A 17,599-nucleotide genomic window follows, 5' to 3' on the forward strand; every position below is an offset into this window, starting at 1 on the left:
GTGAGAGGCAAATCGTTCTCGCTGGAAGCAATGTTAAGAAGGTCACACCGGAAATGAGCCCCGATGATTTGGAGTCGAGCGGGGGGTTTGTGTAGAGTTATATCTCGTTGCTCAGGGAAATTCCTTCGGGGATGAGCCTGGATAACATTGGGGTATGGTGTAATTGGCAGCACGAGTGTTTCTGGTACATTTAGTCTAGGTTCAAGTCCTGGTACCCCAGCGAACAGCATCGGGAGTATGACTCTGAGCTGTTTATTGGCCCCCGTCGTCTAGTGGCCTAGGACGCTGCCCTCTCAAGGCGGAAACGGCAGTTCGAACCTGCTCGGGGGTACGGTTGAGTCCCGCATCGAGGAATCGGTGTGGGGCTCGCTCTAATTCACGGCCATTCTTCTGCAGATGTGCGAGCCGCCTTGAGCCTCGCCGGTCCGGACGTTTCTGAAGCAGTGCGCTCTGAGTCACAGGGCTCGACGTCGAAGCTGATCCCTGCAACTCAGAGCGAATGAACCCAGAGAGGCTGCTGAGGCGACTCAGCGTCCAAGGGAGTCCGCGATCCTCTTCGTGTTCTCCGCAGTCTTGACGTTGGCCACGATGAGCTCGAGGGCCAATCGGACGAAGATCACCCAGAGGGCGGGAATGATCCAGCCGAAGATGATCGCCAGCAGCAGCGGCCACGGACTGAAGCTCGGGCCATCGCTGAGATAGCTGGTCGCCGCTCCCGCTGCTGCACCTGTGACGATTCCGCCGATGATGGATCCCAGCCAGGACAATGCGGCCACAACGATGGCGATGATGTAGATGAATCCCGCCCATCGCACGGCGATGAGATTATCGAAGCGGAAGTCGAAGAGCGACTTGAAGAAACCGCCGCTTCCGCCAGGCTTCTGCTGCGCTGCCGGCTGCTGGAAATTGCCCACCGGAGCGTGCTGGGAGTCGGCGTAATTTCCTTGGTTGTATGCAGCGTAGTCAGCATCCTGATAGTACTGGCCCTGCTGGGCTGACTGCCCGTACTGACCCTGCTGGGCTGGCTGCCCGTATTGACCGTACTGATTCTGTGGGTCGTACTGACCATCTTGGTCGTACTGATCCTGAGGCGTGTACTGGCCACCTTGGCCAAATTGCTGCTGTTGACCGAACTGGCTCTGTTGGTTGTACAGCTCCGACTGACCGAACTGGCTCTGTTGGCCGTTGTGCTGATCGGCCTGGCTGTACTGATCGCTCTGGCTGAACTGTGAGCCGTGACCAAACTGGGCAGTGCCAGCATGCGACTGGGGGTCCCCTGTCTGTTCGCCGAGACCGGGATCGTGAGCAGTGGGTTCGTGAGCAGATGGTTCATGGGCCGTCTGTTCGTCGGCCGCGGGATCCTGCGGCCGGTTCAGGTCAGGATCAGGCTGATCGCCTGGGATGTTCTGATTGTTCTCTTCATCCGAACCGGAGTACGGGTTCTGTGGTGTCGACATAATCTTCCTTCGCACGAGTTGAAGCCGATAGTCGCAACTTATCAGTGCAAGCTGACTTTGCAGCCAGAACTCCTAACGCAAGGAGACGCTCCATTCCACGCTGAGTTCGCCCTGCGCGTCTATGACATCGAAGTCCGAACCCGAGGCGAAGGCGTTGGGTGGACACGTCATCGGTTCGATGGCGATGGCGCTGCGGCGAAGCGGCTGGTCGAGGTCGTCTCCGGTGCAGAACTGCCAGGCCCGGAAGCTCTCATCCATTCCGATGGTGACCGTCCTGTCGTCGGCTCCTCTCAACCTCACTCGCGACCACCCATCGTCACCGCGCTGCGGGGTGCCGAAGGCGTCATCGAGGATCGCCGGGCCAAGAGTGCGCAGCGCGCGGAAGTCCTTGCAGAGGACGCAGGATGCTTCTTCAGGCCCGTGATCGGCGGGGACGGACGATCCAGTGTCGAAATGCCTGATCGTCTGGGGGATGAGTCTGTCATCGGTCTCGAACCAGGTTTCTGCCGGAATGAGGAGCTGTGCCTGATCGACTCGTTGCGCGCCCGGATGGATCCAGGGATGAAAGCCGAAACCGAAGGGAACGGTCTCGTGCCCGATGTTTCGCGCGAGAGCCAGGACCCGTAGCTCGCCGCTGCCCTCGTATTCATTCGCACATTCGCCCTCGTCTTCACACTCAACAAGGGTGTAGGTCACCTCAAGGGACAATTCAAAGGGATACCCCGGTGGGCTGGTGATGTCTGTTTCGAGACGTACCGAGGCTTCATTGCGTTCACTGACTTTCCAGTCGGTCTCGGCCACAAGACCATGCAGAGACGTTCCGCGTGTGACCTCGGTGATAGGCAGCTGGTGGGAGCGGCCGTTGAAGTCATAGCGTCCATCGGCGATCCGGTTCGGCCACGGTGCCAGCACGGCGCCATCGAAGGCGGACATCTGGACGACGACAGGACGATCCCCGACGGTGTAGTCGAGCAGAGCCGCTCCGCTTGTGGAGACGACTGCGCTGTCGTCGCCCAGGGCGAGCTCGATGAGATCGGTCATGCGACTCCTGAGCAGGTGGTGAGCGGATATTCCGGTGTCCCAGAATTCTACGCGAGATCTGGGATCTCTCCCATGCAGATGTTAGCATTATGATCGAAAATGATCAGTTTTGGGAGGTCTGATGGGTCAGTGCAGTTTTTCTCGATTCCACCGACGAGCCGTTGAACTCGTGGGTGTCCGTTGAGCACGCAGGTTCGTCGGAACACGCTTGCCGACGGCAGAGACATCCTGTTCTTCCAGGACGCAGGTTCGACGGCGGCACCAGTTGCCGAGGACCATCGCCCCGCAGGACCACGTCCTACCGGCGGACAGCTGCGCTTCGACCTGCTCACCGGCGAGTGGGTGGCCGTGGCCACGCATCGTCAGTCGCGGACGCATCTTCCCGCAGCCGCCGACTGTCCTCTCTGCCCCTCGACACCCGGACGACCCACTGAGATCCCTGTCGCCGACTACGACGTCGTCGTCTTCGAGAATCGGTTCCCTTCGCTGGGGCCATCACTCGGAGCGGTGCCTGCCGATCCGAGACAGAGATTCGCCGAGGCGGCCTCCGAATCCGCACTGATCGCCCCGGCCCATGGGCGCTGTGAGGTCGTCGTCTTCTCTTCCGAGCACAACGGATCGTTCGCCGACCTCGACCCGGCACGGGCCCGCACGGTCATCGACGCCTGGGCGAACCGGAGCAGCGAGCTCTCCGCACAAGAGGGGATCGAGCAGGTCTTCGTGTTCGAGAATCGGGGTGAGGAGATCGGTGTGACGATGAACCACCCACACGGCCAGATCTATGCCTATCCGTTCGTCACCCCGCACACCGTAATCACCTCGGCTCGAGCGGTGCAGCACAGACGTGAGACGGGCAGGCCTCTGATGGGCGACGTCCTCGATTTCGAACGCGGCTCGGGGGAGCGGATGGTCCTTGAGTCGGCATACTTCTCTGCCTTCGTGCCCTTTGCAGCTCGGTGGCCGGTCGAAGTCCACATCGTCCCGCATCGGCAGGTGCTGAGACTCGACGAACTCGACGATGCCGAACGCGACGACCTCGCTGGCATCTATCCCGAGGTGCTGCGAAGGATCGACAACCTCTATTCGACCCCCACTCCATATATCGCAGCTTGGCATCAGGCGCCGGTCAATTGTGCCGACCGCTCGGCAGAGTGGATGCATCTCGAGATCACCAGCCCCAGACGTGCCGAGAACAAGCTGAAATTCCTCGCCGGATCCGAAGCGGCCATGGGAGCCTTCGTCGGCGACGTCTCCGCCGAAGAGACCGCTGCACGGTTGCGTGCGGCGTCGCCTGCGCTCGAAGACGGTCGCAGATGAGCGCGGCCACCGCTGAGACGGGTCCGAGCCTGCGCCGCGAGTTCGAAGCGGTGTTCGGCTATCCGCCGAACGACTGCTTCCGTGCTCCCGGACGCGTCAATCTCATCGGAGAACACACCGACTACAACAACGGGTTCGTCCTTCCCATCGCCATTGACAGGGCTGTCCACGTAGCCATCGGCCGGCGTCCGCAGGACCGTTCGGAGGTCCATGAACACGGAACTGCGGCACCGCCTCGGCGCCCGGAGAGCATCCGGATCGTCTCCGACCATCGAGACGAGTCGGGCGCGAGGCTCGCAGGCCAGTTCGCGGCCGAAGAACTCGTACCCGGAGCTCTGCCGAGCTGGCTCAGCCATCCGGCGGGCGTCGTCGATGAGATCGCCAAGACGACGGGCACAGTCGTCGGCGGCATCGACCTCTACATCGAATCGACAGTGCCCGTAGGAGCCGGGCTGTCGTCCTCCCATGCCCTCGAGGTGGCGGTCCTCATCGCCCTCGACGAGATCTACGGGCTCGGACTCGACGACCGAGAGAAGGCCCTGCTCACCCAGCGCGCCGAGAACGACTTCGTCGGTGCTCCCACCGGAATCGTCGATCAGGCGGCCTCGATCATGACCGAGGCCGGGCATGCACTCTTCCTCGACTGTCGGGACCTCCGGACTCGACAGATCCCCTTCGACCTCGACGCCGAAGGGCTGGCGCTGCTCGTCATTGATACCCGCGTGTCCCACTCCCATAGCGAGAGTGGATACGGCGACCGGCGGCGCACCTGTGAGGAGGCCGCCAGGATCCTCGGAGCCGCGAGTCTGCGCGAACTGGATGTGAGCGTGGACCTTGGCCCGCTCAACGAGGAGCAGAAGAAGCGGGTACGGCACATCTTCAGTGAGAACGCCCGGGTCCGGGCCACCGTCGAACTCTTAGAAGGCCACAGTGATGAGAGCCGCAGCATTCGCGGAATCGGCGAACTCCTGCTTGCTTCCCACGAGTCGCTGGCCCACGACTATGAGGTCTCGTGCACCGAACTCGACACCGCTGTCGTGGCGGCCATGTCGGCCGGCGCTATCGGAGCGCGGATGACCGGCGGCGGCTTCGGGGGATCGGCGATCGCACTCGTCGACGCGGCGAGTGTCGACCAGGTTGGCGAGGCCGTCCGCGCGACGTTCGCCGACCACGGATTCCGCAGGCCCGATGTCTTCGCAGTCAGCCCGGGAAAGGGCGCGGGCAGAATCGCCTGACCCCGCGGCAGAATCGACCGACGGAGAGCGGAATCGCCTGGACGGGCTAGGCGCGGGTATCGCCGGTCTCTGTCGTGCCGGTCCCGTCAGTTGCCTCGTTCCCGTCGCCCACCTCCGTCGACTCATCGGCGATGATGCGAATCGGGCGCAGCCTGGCCCAGGCGATGAAGAAGACTGCTGTGAGGATGAGGCCGATTCCGGTCCAGAGGTTGGCATCGATTCCGCCGGTCCGCTCCGCCTCGTCGGGAGTGTAGTCGACCATGCCTGCGATGACGAGGATGACTCCGAAGATCCCCAGCAGCACGCCGATGAAATTTCGGATGTCGAAGGCACCTGCGGTCTTGGTCAGTTCGTTGGCTTTGCTCATTGTTCTCACTTGCTCCTTCAGCCGAAGACCACGTTGAGGATGATGACGAGGACCAGCGCGACTCCCGCAACGGGCACCGGGCGTTTCCACATCGGGGGCTTCGGTTCACTGAGATCTTCGAAGTCGGTCTTCGGCGTCTCCGAATAGACGAGCCCACGCAGTTCATGGGCAGGCTTCGGTGCGGTCCTGAAGGTGACGATCACCGAGAGAACGATATCGACGACGAACGCCGTGCTGGCGGCGAGGAACGCTGCGCCCTGACCGGGCAGGTCGAACACGCCGGTTTCGCTGAGGACGAAGACAGCGACGGCCGAGAGGGTGCCGCCGACCAGGCCGACCCAGCCAGCAGTCGGGCTCATGCGCTTCCAGAACATGCCGAGGATGAAGGTGGCGAACAGCGGTGCGTTGAAGAAGCCGAACAGAGTCTGCAGGTAGTCCATGAGGTTGGCGAAGTTGCCGGCGATGAGGGCGGTGAAGATCGCGACGATGCAGGCGCCGACCGTGGCGTAGCGGCCGACCTTGAGGTAGTAGGCGTCGTCGCGGTCCTTGACCACGTACTGCTGCCACAGGTCATAGCTGAAGACGGTGTTGAACGCGGAGATGTTGGCGGCCATGCCGGCCATGAACGCGGCGAGCAGGCCGGCGATGGCAACGCCGAGGAGACCGTTGGGCAGAACCTCGCGCATGAGCAGCAGGAGCGCATCGTTGTAGGTCACTCCGGTCTGGGACTGGGCGGTCACCTCGTCGACGCTGGACGCGATCTGCTTGAACTTCGTCATCTGGGTCACGAGGACCGCCGAGATCATTCCGGGAATGATGACGATGAACGGAATGAGCATCTTCGGGAAGGCGCCGAGGATCGGAGTCAGTCGTGCGGCATTGATGCTCTTCGAGGCCATGGCACGTTGGACCTCGACGAAATTCGTCGTCCAGTAGCCGAAGGAGAGCACAAAGCCGAGCCCGAATACGATCCCGACCACCGAGAGCACCGGGTTGGAGAACCCGGAGAGCTGCTCTCCCGGCCAGCTGCTCAGCTGCTCGGCCCCGAGCATGCCGTCATTGCTGACCTTCGCCACGAGACCGTCCCAACCGCCCACGCGATTGAGACCGATGATCGTCAGCGGCAGCAGGGCCGCGACGATGACGAAGAACTGAAGCACCTCGTTGTAGATGGCAGCGGTCAGCCCGCCGAGCGTGATGTAGGACAGGACGATGGCGGCAGCGACGACCAGGGCGATCCACAGCGGCCAACCGAGGAGGCGATTGACGATCGTGCCGAGGAGGAAGAGGTTGACGCCGGCGATGAGGATCTGAGCGACGGCGAAGGACAGTGCGTTGACGAGGTGGGCGCCGGTGCCGAAGCGTCTGCGCATGAATTCGGGAACGGACCGAACCTTCGAACCGTAGTAGAAGGGCATCATGACCACCCCGAGGAAGAGCATCGCCGGGACCGCGCCGATCCAGAAGTAGTGCATCGTCGGCATGCCGTACTGGGCGCCGGTGGCTGACATCCCCATGATCTCTACGGCACCGAGGTTCGCCGAGACGAAGGCCAAGGCTGTCACCCACGCCGGAAGGCTGCGCCCGGAGAGAAGGAATTCGATGCTCGAGGAGATGCCGCGCTTGGCGAACCAGCCGATTCCGAGGACGAATACGAAGTAGATCGCGATCAGCAGATAGTCGATCCACTGAGCGTCCAGCCGGATGTCTTCCAAGGTTCCTCCAACGTCTTCGGTGAATGGCCCCTTGTGATCAAAGCCACCTCAAACGGATACTCTAGAGGACAGATCGACCGATCTCCAGTGATCGAACATGAAAAGTTTTGATTGTTTATGATCGCTCGCCTGTGAGCGGGGATTCTTCCTCCGCCCTCGGCGTGTCGGAGGCAGCCACGGTCTCACCTCCGCGTCTGCGCTCATGCTCCTTCGCCCGGACTCGCGAGAAGAGGACCTGCGCGACCGCGATGAGAATCCCGGCGAAGGCCTCGCCCGACGCAGGTGCTCGCTCAGCTCGCCGAGGTGGTGGTGACCTCGACATCGACGCCGGCGATGCGCAGCGCATCCAGTTCGGAGCCGTCACTGCCGGAGTCCGTGATCAACTGGTCGATCTCCTCCGTGGGGACCGTGAGCACCGAGGAGTGCAGACCGACCTTCGTGTGGTCGACGAGTGCGGTGACCTTTCCGGCTCCGGCGGCCATAGCCCGGTCGGTGTCGGCCACAGGAAATGCGGGAGTGGAGAGGCCGAAGTCCGCGGCCAGCCCGTTGCCCGAGAGGAATACCGTGTCCGCTCTCAGGCCGGTCAGCTGTGAGACCGTGCCGCCGCCGACGAAGGCCCGGATCGAATGGCGCAGGATTCCCCCGACGACGATGACTTCGACGTCGGGGGAGGAGACCATCGCCTCGGCGACGAGGAGGGAATTGGTGACGATGCGGATGCCCGAGCGATCGCTGAGCTCCTTGGCCAGGAGCTCGGTCGTGGTGCCGGGGCCCAGGGCCACGACGTCGCCGTTGCGCACATGCTTGGCTGCGGCCCGCGCAATCGCGGTCTTCTCAGCCAGTGCCTGCTCGAGCTTCTCTGCATACGACGATTCGCGGGCGCTGGAGAAGGCGACCGCGCCTCCGTGGGTGCGGGTCAGGCGTCCTTCATCGGCGAGCTGATCGAGGTCGCGACGGACCGTCACCGCTGAGGTGCTCAGCAGATCCGAAAGGGCGGCGATGGAGACCGCACCGTCTCGTTCGATCGTCTCGATGATCACGTTTCGTCTTTGGGCGGCGATCATGGGGTTGTCCTCAGCCTCTGATGAGAGCTTCGCTCAAGGTCCGAGCCGCTTCGATGATGGACTTCGCGTGCAGGCGTCCCGGTTGACGTGTCAGACGGTCCACGGGACCGGAGATCGACACGGCGGCCACGACGCGATTGCTGGGTCCGCGCACCGGGGCCGAGACGGAGGCGACGCCTCGTTCGCGTTCGGCTATCGACTGCGCCCAGCCTCGGCGACGGACGCCGGAGAGCATGGTGGCGGAGAAGCGGGCACCGCGCAGGCCGGTGTGCAGACGGTCGGGTTCCTCCCAGGCCAGGAGGACTTGGGCGGCGGAACCCGCGCGCATGCTCAGGGTGGCACCGATCGGCACCGAGTCGCGCAGGCCGACGGGGCGTTCGGCGGCGGCCACGCACAGGCGCAGGTCGCCCTGGCGGCGGAAGAGCTGTGCGGACTCGCCGGTCTGGTCGCGAAGCTGGCCGAGCACCGGTCCGGCCGCAGCGAGCAGGCGGTCCTCGCCGGCGGCCGAGGAGAGTTCGGCCAGACGTGGGCCGAGGACGAAGCGACCCTGCAGGTCACGTCCGACGATGCGATGGAATTCGAGCGCAACGGCCAGACGGTGGGCAGTGGGTCGGGCGAGTCCGGTCAATGAGACCAATTCGGCCAGTGATGCGGGTCCAGCCTCAAGGGCGGAGAGAACCATTGCGGCCTTGTCGATGACTCCGACGCCGCTACCATTGCTTGTCATAGACACTATTGTGCGCGTCTCAGTGGGCGAGATGCAAGTTCGAAATGCGATACGGGCGAGTAGGTTTCCTGTACGAACTCGTTGAGCGCACATCGCGCACTCGCCGAGTGGTCAGATCGAATGTCACCCACGCCCGAACACGGGCCGTCACAGCAGTAAGCACGTACAGGCAATCCCTGTACCAGCGGGAGGAATCATGCCACGCACTTTGGCCGAGAAGGTCTGGGCCGATCACGTCGTATCCCTGGGCGAAGACGGTGCGCCCGACCTCATCTACATCGACCTCCACCTCGTCCACGAGGTCACCAGCCCGCAGGCATTCGACGGTCTCCGACTCGCCGGGCGCCCCGTGCGCCGCCCCGACCTGACGATCGCCACGGAGGATCACAATACTCCGACCTGGGACATCGACAAGCCCATCGCCGAGCCCACCTCTGCCACGCAGATCGAAACCCTGAGGCAGAACACGCAGGAATTCGGGATCCGGCTGCACAGCCTCGGCGATGCCGACCAGGGAATCGTCCACGTCGTGGGCCCACAGCTGGGCCTGACCCAGCCCGGCACCACCGTCGTCTGCGGTGACTCGCACACCTCCACCCACGGCGCCTTCGGTGCGCTGGCACTGGGCATCGGCACCTCAGAGGTCGAGCACGTGCTCGCCACCCAGACGCTGAGCCTCAAGGCATTCAAGACGATGTCGATCACCGTCGACGGCGAACTGCCCGAAGGCTCGAGCGCCAAGGACATCATCCTCGCCATCATCGCGAAGATCGGCACCGGCGGCGGGCAGGGCTACGTGCTCGAATACCGCGGCTCGGCGATTCGCGCGCTGTCGATGGAAGCACGGATGACCATCTGCAACATGTCGATCGAGGCCGGAGCCCGCGCCGGCATGGTTGCCCCGGACGAGACCACCTTCGACTACGTCAAGGGCCGTCCGCACGCACCCGAGGGCGAAGACTGGGACGCCGCAGTCGAATACTGGAAGACCCTGTACACCGACGAGGGCGCCACCTTCGACCATGAGGTCGTCCTCGAGGCCAAGGACATCGAACCGTTCGTGACCTGGGGAACCAACCCGGGCCAAGGACTGCCGCTGTCGGCCTCCGTGCCCTCACCCGATGACTTCGCCGACGAGAACGACAAGGCATCGGCCGCCAACGCCCTGGCCTACATGGGTCTGACGCCGGGCACCCCGCTGCGCGAGATCGAAGTCGACACCGTGTTCCTCGGTTCGTGCACGAACTCACGCATCGAAGACCTGCGTGCCGCCGCCGAGGTGGTCCGCGGCCGGAAGAAGGCCGAGAACGTCCGCTTCATGGTCGTGCCCGGATCAGCGAAGGTGCGCCTGCAGGCCGAGGACGAGGGTCTCGACACGATCTTCAAGGACTTTGGGGGAGAGTGGCGCTTCGCCGGCTGCTCGATGTGCCTGGGCATGAACCCGGACCAGCTGGCCGACGGCGAACGCTGCGCCTCGACCTCGAACCGCAACTTCGAGGGTCGTCAGGGCAAGGGCGGGCGCACCCACCTCGTATCCCCGCTCGTGGCAGCGGCCACCGCCGTGCGCGGGACGCTGTCCTCACCCGGTGACGTCAAGGATCTCCCACGCGACGCCGAACCGGTGGCGTGGACGGACGATAAGCCCACCTTGACACTGACACCCACCCCCACCTCGGCGAACGCTTAAGGAGTGAAGCCTGATGGAAGCTTTCAGCACACATACCGGCATCGGCGTCCCGCTGCGTCGCGCCAACATCGACACCGACCAGATCATCCCGGCGAAGTTCCTCAAGCGGGTCACCCGCACCGGGTTCGAAGACGCGCTGTTCTACCGGTGGCGGACGAACGACGATTTCGTCCTCAACGACCCTGACTTCTCGGCCGGCTCCGTCCTCGTGGCTGGACCCGATTTCGGCACCGGCTCTTCGCGTGAGCACGCCGTGTGGGCGCTCAAGGACTACGGTTTCCGCGTCGTCCTCTCCTCGCGCTTCGGCGACATCTTCCGCGGCAACTCCGGCAAAGAGGGCCTCCTGGCAGCTCAGTTGGAACAGGACGACATCGAATTGATCTGGAAGATCCTGGAGAACCACCCGGGCACCCCGATCACCGTGGACCTGAACGAGAAGACCGTGACCTGCGATTCGGTCACGGTGACGTTCCAGATCGATGATTATACGCGCTGGCGCCTCCTCGAAGGCCATGACGACATCAGCCTGACCCTGGCCAAGGAATCCGAGATCTCCGATTTCGAGTCCAAGCGGGCGACGTTCAAGCCGACGACTCTGCCCGCGAAGGTCTGAACCCTTCTCAGCGAAAGTCTGAAGCTTTCTCAGTGAAGGACTGATCCCTTCTCAGTGAAGGCTCGAATCGTCGAACGCGACGGTCTGAGAGCCGTGACACAGGGGACCCACGCCGCGTCTGCGCTAGTCTTGGACGAGTCCGGACTAGTCTGGGCCACGTCCGGATCCTACCGGGTGCAAGTGTGACGCAGGGAGGAACATGCTCGAAGTTCGCGGCGGTAATCCGTTAGGTGGAACCGTCCAGGTCAGAGGTGCCAAGAACTTGGTTCCCAAGGCCATGGTCGCCTCATTGTTGGGAGAGACGCCCTCCGTGCTGCGCGGGGTGCCGCAGATCAGGGACGTTGAGATCGTCACCGGTCTGCTCGAGCTCCACGGGGTTCGGGTCACGCCCGGGGCCGATGGACAGCTGTCCGACGGTGAACTTCACCTGGACCCCTCCGATATGGCACAGGGATCGATCGTCGACATCGACGCACACGCCGGTTCCTCACGGATCCCGATCCTCTTCTGCGGACCTCTCCTGCACAGTCTGGGCCAAGCGTTCATTCCGGATCTGGGCGGCTGCCACATCGGCGACCGTCCCATCAACTTCCACCTCGATGTGCTGCGGCAGTTCGGTGCCGAGGTCGACAAGACCTCCGGCGGCATCATGCTCACCACCCGGGGACGACTCCAGGGGACGAAGGTCGAACTGCCCTTCCCCTCTGTGGGTGCCACCGAGCAGGTTCTGCTGACCGCGGTCCGCGCCGAAGGTGTGACCGAGCTGCGCAATGCGGCCATCGAACCCGAGATCATGGATCTCATCGCCCTGCTGCAGAAGATGGGCGCCATCATCACCGTCGACACCGACCGTGTGGTGCGCATCGAGGGCGTGGAGAGCCTGCGCGGATTCATCCACCGCGCGCTGCCGGACCGCAATGAGACCGCCTCGTGGGCCTCTGCCGCGCTGGCCACCGGCGGAGACATCTTCGTCGAAGGTGCCTCCCAGCCCGAGCTCATCACCTTCCTCAACGTCTTCCGCCGCATCGGCGGCGAATTCGAGGTCGAGGAGACCGGGATCCGTTTCCGCCACCCCGGCGGCAAGCTCACGTCCTTCGCGCTGGAGACCGACGTGCACCCGGGCTTCATGACCGATTGGCAGCAGCCGCTCGTCGTCGCCATGACCCAGGCCGAGGGCCTGTCGATCATCCACGAGACCGTGTACGAGAACCGCTTCGGCTTCACTCACGCGCTCGGTGAGATGGGCGCCCAGATCCAGCTCTACCGCGAATGCCTCGGCGGCACACCCTGCCGCTTCGGGCGCCGCAACTACCAGCATTCAGCCGTGGTCTCCGGGCCCACCGAACTCACCGGAACACGCATCGACGTGCCCGACCTGCGGGGTGGGTTCAGCCACCTCATCGCAGCCCTGGCAGCACGCGGCACCAGCCAGGTCCACGGCATCGAGCTCATCAATCGCGGATACGAGAACTTCCTCGACAAGCTTCTCGGTCTCGGGGCCGAGGTGGCCGCATGAGTGCGGTGACCGAGCCGGACTCGAACGATCACGATCTCGTCTCCTTCGATCCCGCCTCAGTGCGTGCGCAGAACCGGGCCGGCACCATCGCCGCCACCGCTGCCTTCGGGCTGATGAGGACGGCCACGAAGATGGCGGTCACGGGGGCCGAACATCTGCCGCCGCCGGGCAAGGCCGCCATCATCGCCGCCTACCATGCGAACCACCTCGACCCGATCCTCGTGGGCCTGGCCCTCAAACGTCACGGTCGAATGCCGCATTTCCTGGCGAAGTCGTCTCTGTTCTCCGGCGTTCTCGGAACGATCCTCAAGACGATCGGCCAGATTCCCGTGCTGCGAGCCTCGGGGCAGGCCGGGGACTCGCTCGAATACGCGAAAGATGCTTTGGCCAATGGCCAAACCGTGGTCATCTACCCCGAAGGAACCTTGACCAAGGACCCGGACTTCTGGCCCCAGCACTTCAAATCCGGCACTGCCCGGCTCGCCCTTGAAACAGGAGCACCGATCATTCCCGTCGCCCACTGGGGGCTCAACGGAATCTATCCGCGCGGATCTCGGCTGCCGAGGCTGAAACCGCTGAGCCACAGCTGCGTCGTCAGATTCGGGCCTTCCCTCGACTACGAGGACCTGTGGCCCCACCGCGAGGAGAAGAGGGCCAAGACGGTGCTCACCCACCGTCTGACGAACACCATTGCAGCGATGGTCGGCGAGCTTTCGAACCGTGAGCTGCCGGCGAGATTCCACAACAAGGAGGTCGGCGAATGAGCGTCGAGAAGACCGCAGTGCTGGGCGCCGGATCATGGGGGACAACCTATGCCGCCGTCGTCGCTGATGCCGGATTCCCCGTCACCCTCTGGGCTCGCCGGTCCGAGGTCGCCGAGGAGATCACCTCCTCACACACCAACGAACGGTACCTCGGCGACCGGGACCTGCCTGAGCTGCTGAGCGCGACCGCCGATGACATCGCCGCCGTGACAGACGCCGAGGTCATCATCCTCGCCGTTCCCGCGCAAACCCTGCGGGTTAACCTGAGCCGGTGGAAGCCGCACCTGCGCCCAGGAGTGAAGCTCGTGAGCCTGATGAAGGGCATCGAGGTCGACACAGGCAAACGCATGTCCGAGGTCATCGCCGAGGTCGCCGAGGTGGACTCCACCCAGATCGCGGTCGTCTCCGGCCCGAACCTGGCCCGTGAGATCGCCGATCGTCAGCCCACAGCCACCGTCGTGGCCTCGGAGAGCATCGAGACCGCCGAGGTGGTCGCTGAGATCAGTGCCAACGGCTACTTCCGGCCCTATACGAACACCGACGTCGTCGGCGTCGAGATGGGCGGTGCCGTGAAGAACGTCATCGCCCTGGCAGTCGGCATCGCCGATGGTCAGAAACTCGGCGACAACTCGAAGGCCTCGATCATCACCCGCGGCCTGGCCGAGACCTCTCGTCTTGCCGCTGCCATGGGTGCCCAGCCGCACACCCTCTCGGGGCTGGCCGGACTCGGCGACCTCGTCGCCACCTGCGCCTCACCACTGTCGCGAAACAGGACATTCGGGCGCCACCTCGGCGAGGGCATGAGCCTGGATGATGTCATCGCCCACACCTCGCAGACCGCTGAGGGAGTGAAATCGGCGACCGCCATCCTCGCCCTGGGCCGCAGGTACGCAGTCGACCTGCCGATCACGGAAGCCGTGTGTGCGGTCCTCGGAGGACAGCTGAGGGTTGACGAACTCGCCGGTTTGCTGTTGTCTCGGAAGCGTAAGCACGAGGGGCCACCTGCCTGAGCAGCTCAGGCTGGCCGGCACCACAGCGTACGATCACTGCATCGCACGACCACTACATCGCGTTACAAGGAGCAGACATGAGCGTCAACTCACCGTTCTACAACCTTTCTGATGTCCCGACATTCACCCTCACCAGCACAGATATCGAGAATGGGGCCGAACTGAGCGGACCGCAGCTCTCAGGCGCGATGGGCGTCGACGGCGGCCAGGACGTCTCCCCGCAGCTGTCCTGGTCGGGATTCCCCGCAGAGACCAAGGCCTTCGCCGTGACCTGCTATGACCCCGACGCACCCACCGGCTCCGGTTTCTGGCACTGGGTCGTCACCGACCTCGACGCATCGACGACCAGCCTGCCCGCCAACGCCGGCGATCCATCGGCAGACTTGTTGCCGGCAGGAACAGTGACCCTGCGCAACGATGCGGGCGAACCTCGCTTCGTCGGTGCCGCCCCACCCCAGGGCCACGGACCGCACCGTTACTTCTTCATCGTCACGGCACTGGCGGAGCCGCTGGGCCTCGACGAATCCGCCTCACCGGCCTTCGCCGGATTCAACATGTTCTTCAAGGGCATCGCACGTGCGTGGCTGGAATGCACGTTCGAGCTCAAGTGAGCTAGAGTTTTCCAGTCCGTACAAACGGTCACGCGCTTACGACCAAGGATTTCTATGCCTGAATCTGATCACCGGCCACTCGTCGCAGTCCTCTTCGGCGGACGATCGAGCGAACACGCCGTCAGCTGCGTCACTGCTGCCGGGGTCATCCAGGCCATCGACACCGACGCCTACCGTGTTCTGCCGATCGGCATCACGAAGGCCGGTGTGTGGCGCATCGTCGAAGACTGGTCGACGATGGCCTTCGACCCGGCTGACATGCCCGAGGTCGTTGACAACGGAACCGAGGTCATCCCGCCGATCTCCGCGCAGGGCTCACCTCTGCTGCAGCGGGACGCCGAGGGGCAGTACACCGAGCTCGGATCCGTCGACGTCTTCTTCCCTCTCCTGCACGGCCAGTACGGGGAAGACGGAACTCTGCAGGGCCTGTTCGAACTCAGCGACACGGCCTACGTCGGCTCCGGGGTCTTCGCTTCGGCGGCGAGCATGGACAAGCACTACACGAAGTCCCTCATGGCCCACGCCGGAATTCCGACGTGCCCCTGGGAGCTCGTGACCGAAACCATGTGGGATTCCGAGCAGGCTGACGCGCAGGCTCGGATCACCGGACTTGGTCTGCCCGTATTCGTCAAACCGGCACGGGCAGGATCGTCCATGGGAGTCAGCCGCGTCGAGTCCGCCGAGGGACTGGATCAGGCGCTGCGCTCTGCCTTCGAGCATGATTCCAAGGTCATCGTCGAACCACAGGTCGTCGGCCGCGAGATCGAATGCGCGGTGCTCGGCTCTGTTCACGACCGTCAGGTCCGCGTCTCGTTCCCCGGAGAGATCGAAGTCTCCGGCGAGCACTCGTTCTATGACTTCGAGGCCAAATACCTCAACCTCGCCGATGCGCAGCTGACCTGTCCGGCGCGCGTCGATGAGAAGACGACGGCCCGGATCCAGGAACTCTCGGCTCAGGTCTTCCGGCTCTTCGATTGCACAGGACTCTCACGAGTCGATACCTTCGTCACAGATGCCGGTGACGTCCTCATCAACGAGATCAACACGCTCCCGGGGTTCACCCCCACCTCGGCGTACCCGTTCATGTGGTCGAACTCGGGCATCGAGTACCCGGCGCTCATCTCAGAGCTCATCACCATCGCCCTGGTCGACCACGCCCGCACTCACTGAGTCCCGAGTCGCGCACCCATTCAGTCCCGCTGGATCTGAGTCACGCACGCGCTGAGTCACGCACGATATGTAGGCGTCTGCGGCTCCTGAGCACACCTGTAACCCCGAGCACACCTGGCAGGCAGGCTGCATCTGCCATTGGGCATCGAGGGGACTACTTAGCGTCGAGGGGTCACGCTATAAACTCGACCCTCGTCGATAAGTGGTCCCGCCGGTGCTGATGGCCGACGCTGCTCCCGAGCTTTGGCGCGATCTCAGGTGCGTCGAGACGGTAGCGGGGGTCGTTTCAGTGTCGGGGCGGCAACTTGTGACCATGGGCACCGAGGTGGTTTCGGACTGACCGCAGTGTGCCGCTGTCCTTTTGAGCCTCCGCCTGTCAGCCGAATTCAGCGATTGCTGCTCTGATCTTGGTGAATTCTCTCGCCCGGAAGAGATCTGCCCAAACGAGGTTGAAGACGCGGTATCCGGCGTTGAGCAGCTTCATATGCCGTTCATGGTTCTCAGAGCTGGCGCGATCTGGACCGGCGTTGTTGAGATAGTACTTCCCCACTCCATGGAACTCGACGATCAGAGGATGCTTGTCATGCCGGAAGTCATTGCGAGCGATCCACGCTCCGGCACCGTCGTAGGTATTCACCTGCGGGATCATCCCGATGATGTTGAAACGAAAGAACTTCACTGCGCATAGCGCCTCACCCGAGGATTCGTGAGCCGGACTGGCCAAGTCGAAGGCTTGGGCTGCCCGCCTGCAGCCTCGTGTGCCCGATCGGATGCTGCTGTGCAGTGATTCGTGGGACGCGAGACCTCGACGCAGTGCCTCAGAGATGAAAGGCACTGAGACTTCAAGCGGATAGTCAGTGGCAAGGTCGACAAGGGTTCTGCCGACGGTTGTCACAGGCAAATCGCCGACATGTGTGAGTTCTTCGGAATTCAGCGAACGGTCACGGGTCCGCAGAGTCTTCTTCGCTCGGTGAAATCCGGGCCGAACCACCTCCGCTGAATCGGTTGCCGGATATGGCGGGTCCAGGCCGTGTATGAGTGCTGCGGACACGTGAGAGAAGACCGCTCCTGCCGGGAGTTCGTCGGCATAGGAGCGGATCAGCACCCTGAGCCACTCCGAGTTGTCTCGGATGTCCCCATATCGTCGCGGGTATTCTGTGGCAGTGGTGTTGTGGAGTAGGTGGAGCGGCATATGGTCCGTCGTGTTGCATGGCGAGTTCAAAACGAAGTGCCCGCGACGTATCCTGCGGAAGCAACAGTTCAGTGCATCGCGAATGTCTGCCTCGGTGAATCCGAGGTCATGGA

At 63.5% G+C, this 17,599-nt stretch carries 16 protein-coding genes and 2 tRNA genes; 11 read left to right on the forward strand and 7 right to left on the reverse strand.

The annotated features are described in order from the left end of the window. Positions 1-148 precede the first annotated feature (148 nt). Together JFC13_RS10615 and JFC13_RS10620 are read left to right on the forward strand one after the other, a co-directional pair. Positions 149-220: transfer RNA gene (locus JFC13_RS10615), tRNA-Gln, on the forward strand. Between the two features lie 38 nt (positions 221-258). After that, a tRNA-Glu gene (locus JFC13_RS10620) sits at positions 259-331 on the forward strand. A 196-nt stretch (positions 332-527) separates the two neighbouring features. Here the strand turns inward: JFC13_RS10620 and JFC13_RS10625 are convergent. Together JFC13_RS10625 and JFC13_RS10630 are read right to left on the reverse strand one after the other, a co-directional pair. Then, positions 528-1,457, reverse strand: coding sequence for a DUF4282 domain-containing protein (locus tag JFC13_RS10625; protein ID WP_198397038.1), 930 nt, complete (start codon positions 1,455-1,457; stop codon positions 528-530). Positions 1,458-1,529: 72 nt separating this feature from the next. After that, on the reverse strand, positions 1,530-2,498 hold the full coding sequence (locus JFC13_RS10630) for an aldose 1-epimerase family protein (RefSeq protein ID WP_198397039.1): 969 nt from the start codon (positions 2,496-2,498) through the stop codon (positions 1,530-1,532). A gap of 180 nt (positions 2,499-2,678) precedes the next feature. Between JFC13_RS10630 and galT the strand changes: the two genes are divergently transcribed. Continuing rightward, complete coding sequence (gene galT, locus JFC13_RS10635) at positions 2,679-3,815, forward strand: galactose-1-phosphate uridylyltransferase (protein ID WP_198397040.1); 1,137 nt, start codon at positions 2,679-2,681, stop codon at positions 3,813-3,815. Continuing rightward, positions 3,812-5,050, forward strand: a complete 1,239-nt coding sequence (galK, locus tag JFC13_RS10640) for a galactokinase (protein WP_198397041.1) — start codon at positions 3,812-3,814, stop codon at positions 5,048-5,050. Before galT ends, galK begins: the two co-directional genes overlap by 4 nt. 46 nt (positions 5,051-5,096) lie before the next feature. On the opposite strand, the gene JFC13_RS10645 is transcribed toward galK, so the two are convergent. The 4 genes from JFC13_RS10645 to JFC13_RS10660 form a co-directional block, all read right to left on the reverse strand. Beyond that, positions 5,097-5,417, reverse strand: a complete 321-nt coding sequence (locus JFC13_RS10645) for a hypothetical protein (RefSeq protein WP_198397042.1) — start codon at positions 5,415-5,417, stop codon at positions 5,097-5,099. A 17-nt stretch (positions 5,418-5,434) separates the two neighbouring features. After that, the gene (locus JFC13_RS10650) at positions 5,435-7,132 is read right to left on the reverse strand and encodes a sodium:solute symporter family protein (RefSeq protein WP_198397043.1); all 1,698 of its coding nucleotides are present in this window, start codon (positions 7,130-7,132) and stop codon (positions 5,435-5,437) included. A 290-nt stretch (positions 7,133-7,422) separates the two neighbouring features. After that, entirely contained in the window at positions 7,423-8,196 is a 774-nt protein-coding gene (locus JFC13_RS10655; protein WP_198397044.1) for a DeoR/GlpR family DNA-binding transcription regulator, read from the reverse strand. 10 nt (positions 8,197-8,206) lie between these two features. Continuing rightward, complete coding sequence (locus tag JFC13_RS10660; protein ID WP_009882470.1) at positions 8,207-8,923, reverse strand: IclR family transcriptional regulator; 717 nt, start codon at positions 8,921-8,923, stop codon at positions 8,207-8,209. Between the two features lie 196 nt (positions 8,924-9,119). On the opposite strand from JFC13_RS10660, the gene leuC reads away from it, so the two are divergent. From leuC to JFC13_RS10695, 7 genes are all read left to right on the forward strand, one after another. Then, positions 9,120-10,610, forward strand: a complete 1,491-nt coding sequence (gene leuC / locus JFC13_RS10665) for a 3-isopropylmalate dehydratase large subunit (protein ID WP_198397045.1) — start codon at positions 9,120-9,122, stop codon at positions 10,608-10,610. A 13-nt stretch (positions 10,611-10,623) separates the two neighbouring features. Then, positions 10,624-11,223 carry a 3-isopropylmalate dehydratase small subunit gene (gene leuD / locus JFC13_RS10670; protein ID WP_198397046.1) on the forward strand — a complete coding sequence of 200 codons (600 nt, stop codon included), beginning with the start codon at positions 10,624-10,626 and terminating at the stop codon, positions 11,221-11,223. Between the two features lie 199 nt (positions 11,224-11,422). Then, positions 11,423-12,739: a UDP-N-acetylglucosamine 1-carboxyvinyltransferase gene (gene murA, locus JFC13_RS10675; RefSeq protein WP_198397047.1), complete on the forward strand. Its 1,317-nt coding sequence runs from the start codon at positions 11,423-11,425 to the stop codon at positions 12,737-12,739. Next, on the forward strand, positions 12,736-13,503 hold the full coding sequence (locus JFC13_RS10680; protein WP_198397048.1) for a lysophospholipid acyltransferase family protein: 768 nt from the start codon (positions 12,736-12,738) through the stop codon (positions 13,501-13,503). Before murA ends, JFC13_RS10680 begins: the two co-directional genes overlap by 4 nt. Continuing rightward, positions 13,500-14,513 (forward strand): NAD(P)H-dependent glycerol-3-phosphate dehydrogenase, encoded by a 1,014-nt coding sequence (locus JFC13_RS10685; protein WP_198397049.1) that lies wholly within the window; start codon positions 13,500-13,502, stop codon positions 14,511-14,513. The genes JFC13_RS10680 and JFC13_RS10685 overlap by 4 nt, the downstream gene beginning before the upstream one ends. 77 nt (positions 14,514-14,590) lie before the next feature. Further along, entirely contained in the window at positions 14,591-15,124 is a 534-nt protein-coding gene (locus tag JFC13_RS10690; RefSeq protein WP_198397050.1) for a YbhB/YbcL family Raf kinase inhibitor-like protein, read from the forward strand. A gap of 54 nt (positions 15,125-15,178) precedes the next feature. Beyond that, positions 15,179-16,294 (forward strand): D-alanine--D-alanine ligase family protein, encoded by a 1,116-nt coding sequence (locus JFC13_RS10695; protein WP_198397051.1) that lies wholly within the window; start codon positions 15,179-15,181, stop codon positions 16,292-16,294. A 376-nt stretch (positions 16,295-16,670) separates the two neighbouring features. Here JFC13_RS10695 and JFC13_RS10700 read toward each other — a convergent pair whose 3' ends face one another. Next, the gene (locus JFC13_RS10700) at positions 16,671-17,129 is read right to left on the reverse strand and encodes a hypothetical protein (RefSeq protein WP_198397052.1); all 459 of its coding nucleotides are present in this window, start codon (positions 17,127-17,129) and stop codon (positions 16,671-16,673) included. Positions 17,130-17,599: the final 470 nt, after the last annotated feature.

Source organism: Brevibacterium antiquum (genome assembly GCF_016107655.1).
GTDB lineage: Bacteria > Actinomycetota > Actinomycetes > Actinomycetales > Brevibacteriaceae > Brevibacterium > Brevibacterium antiquum.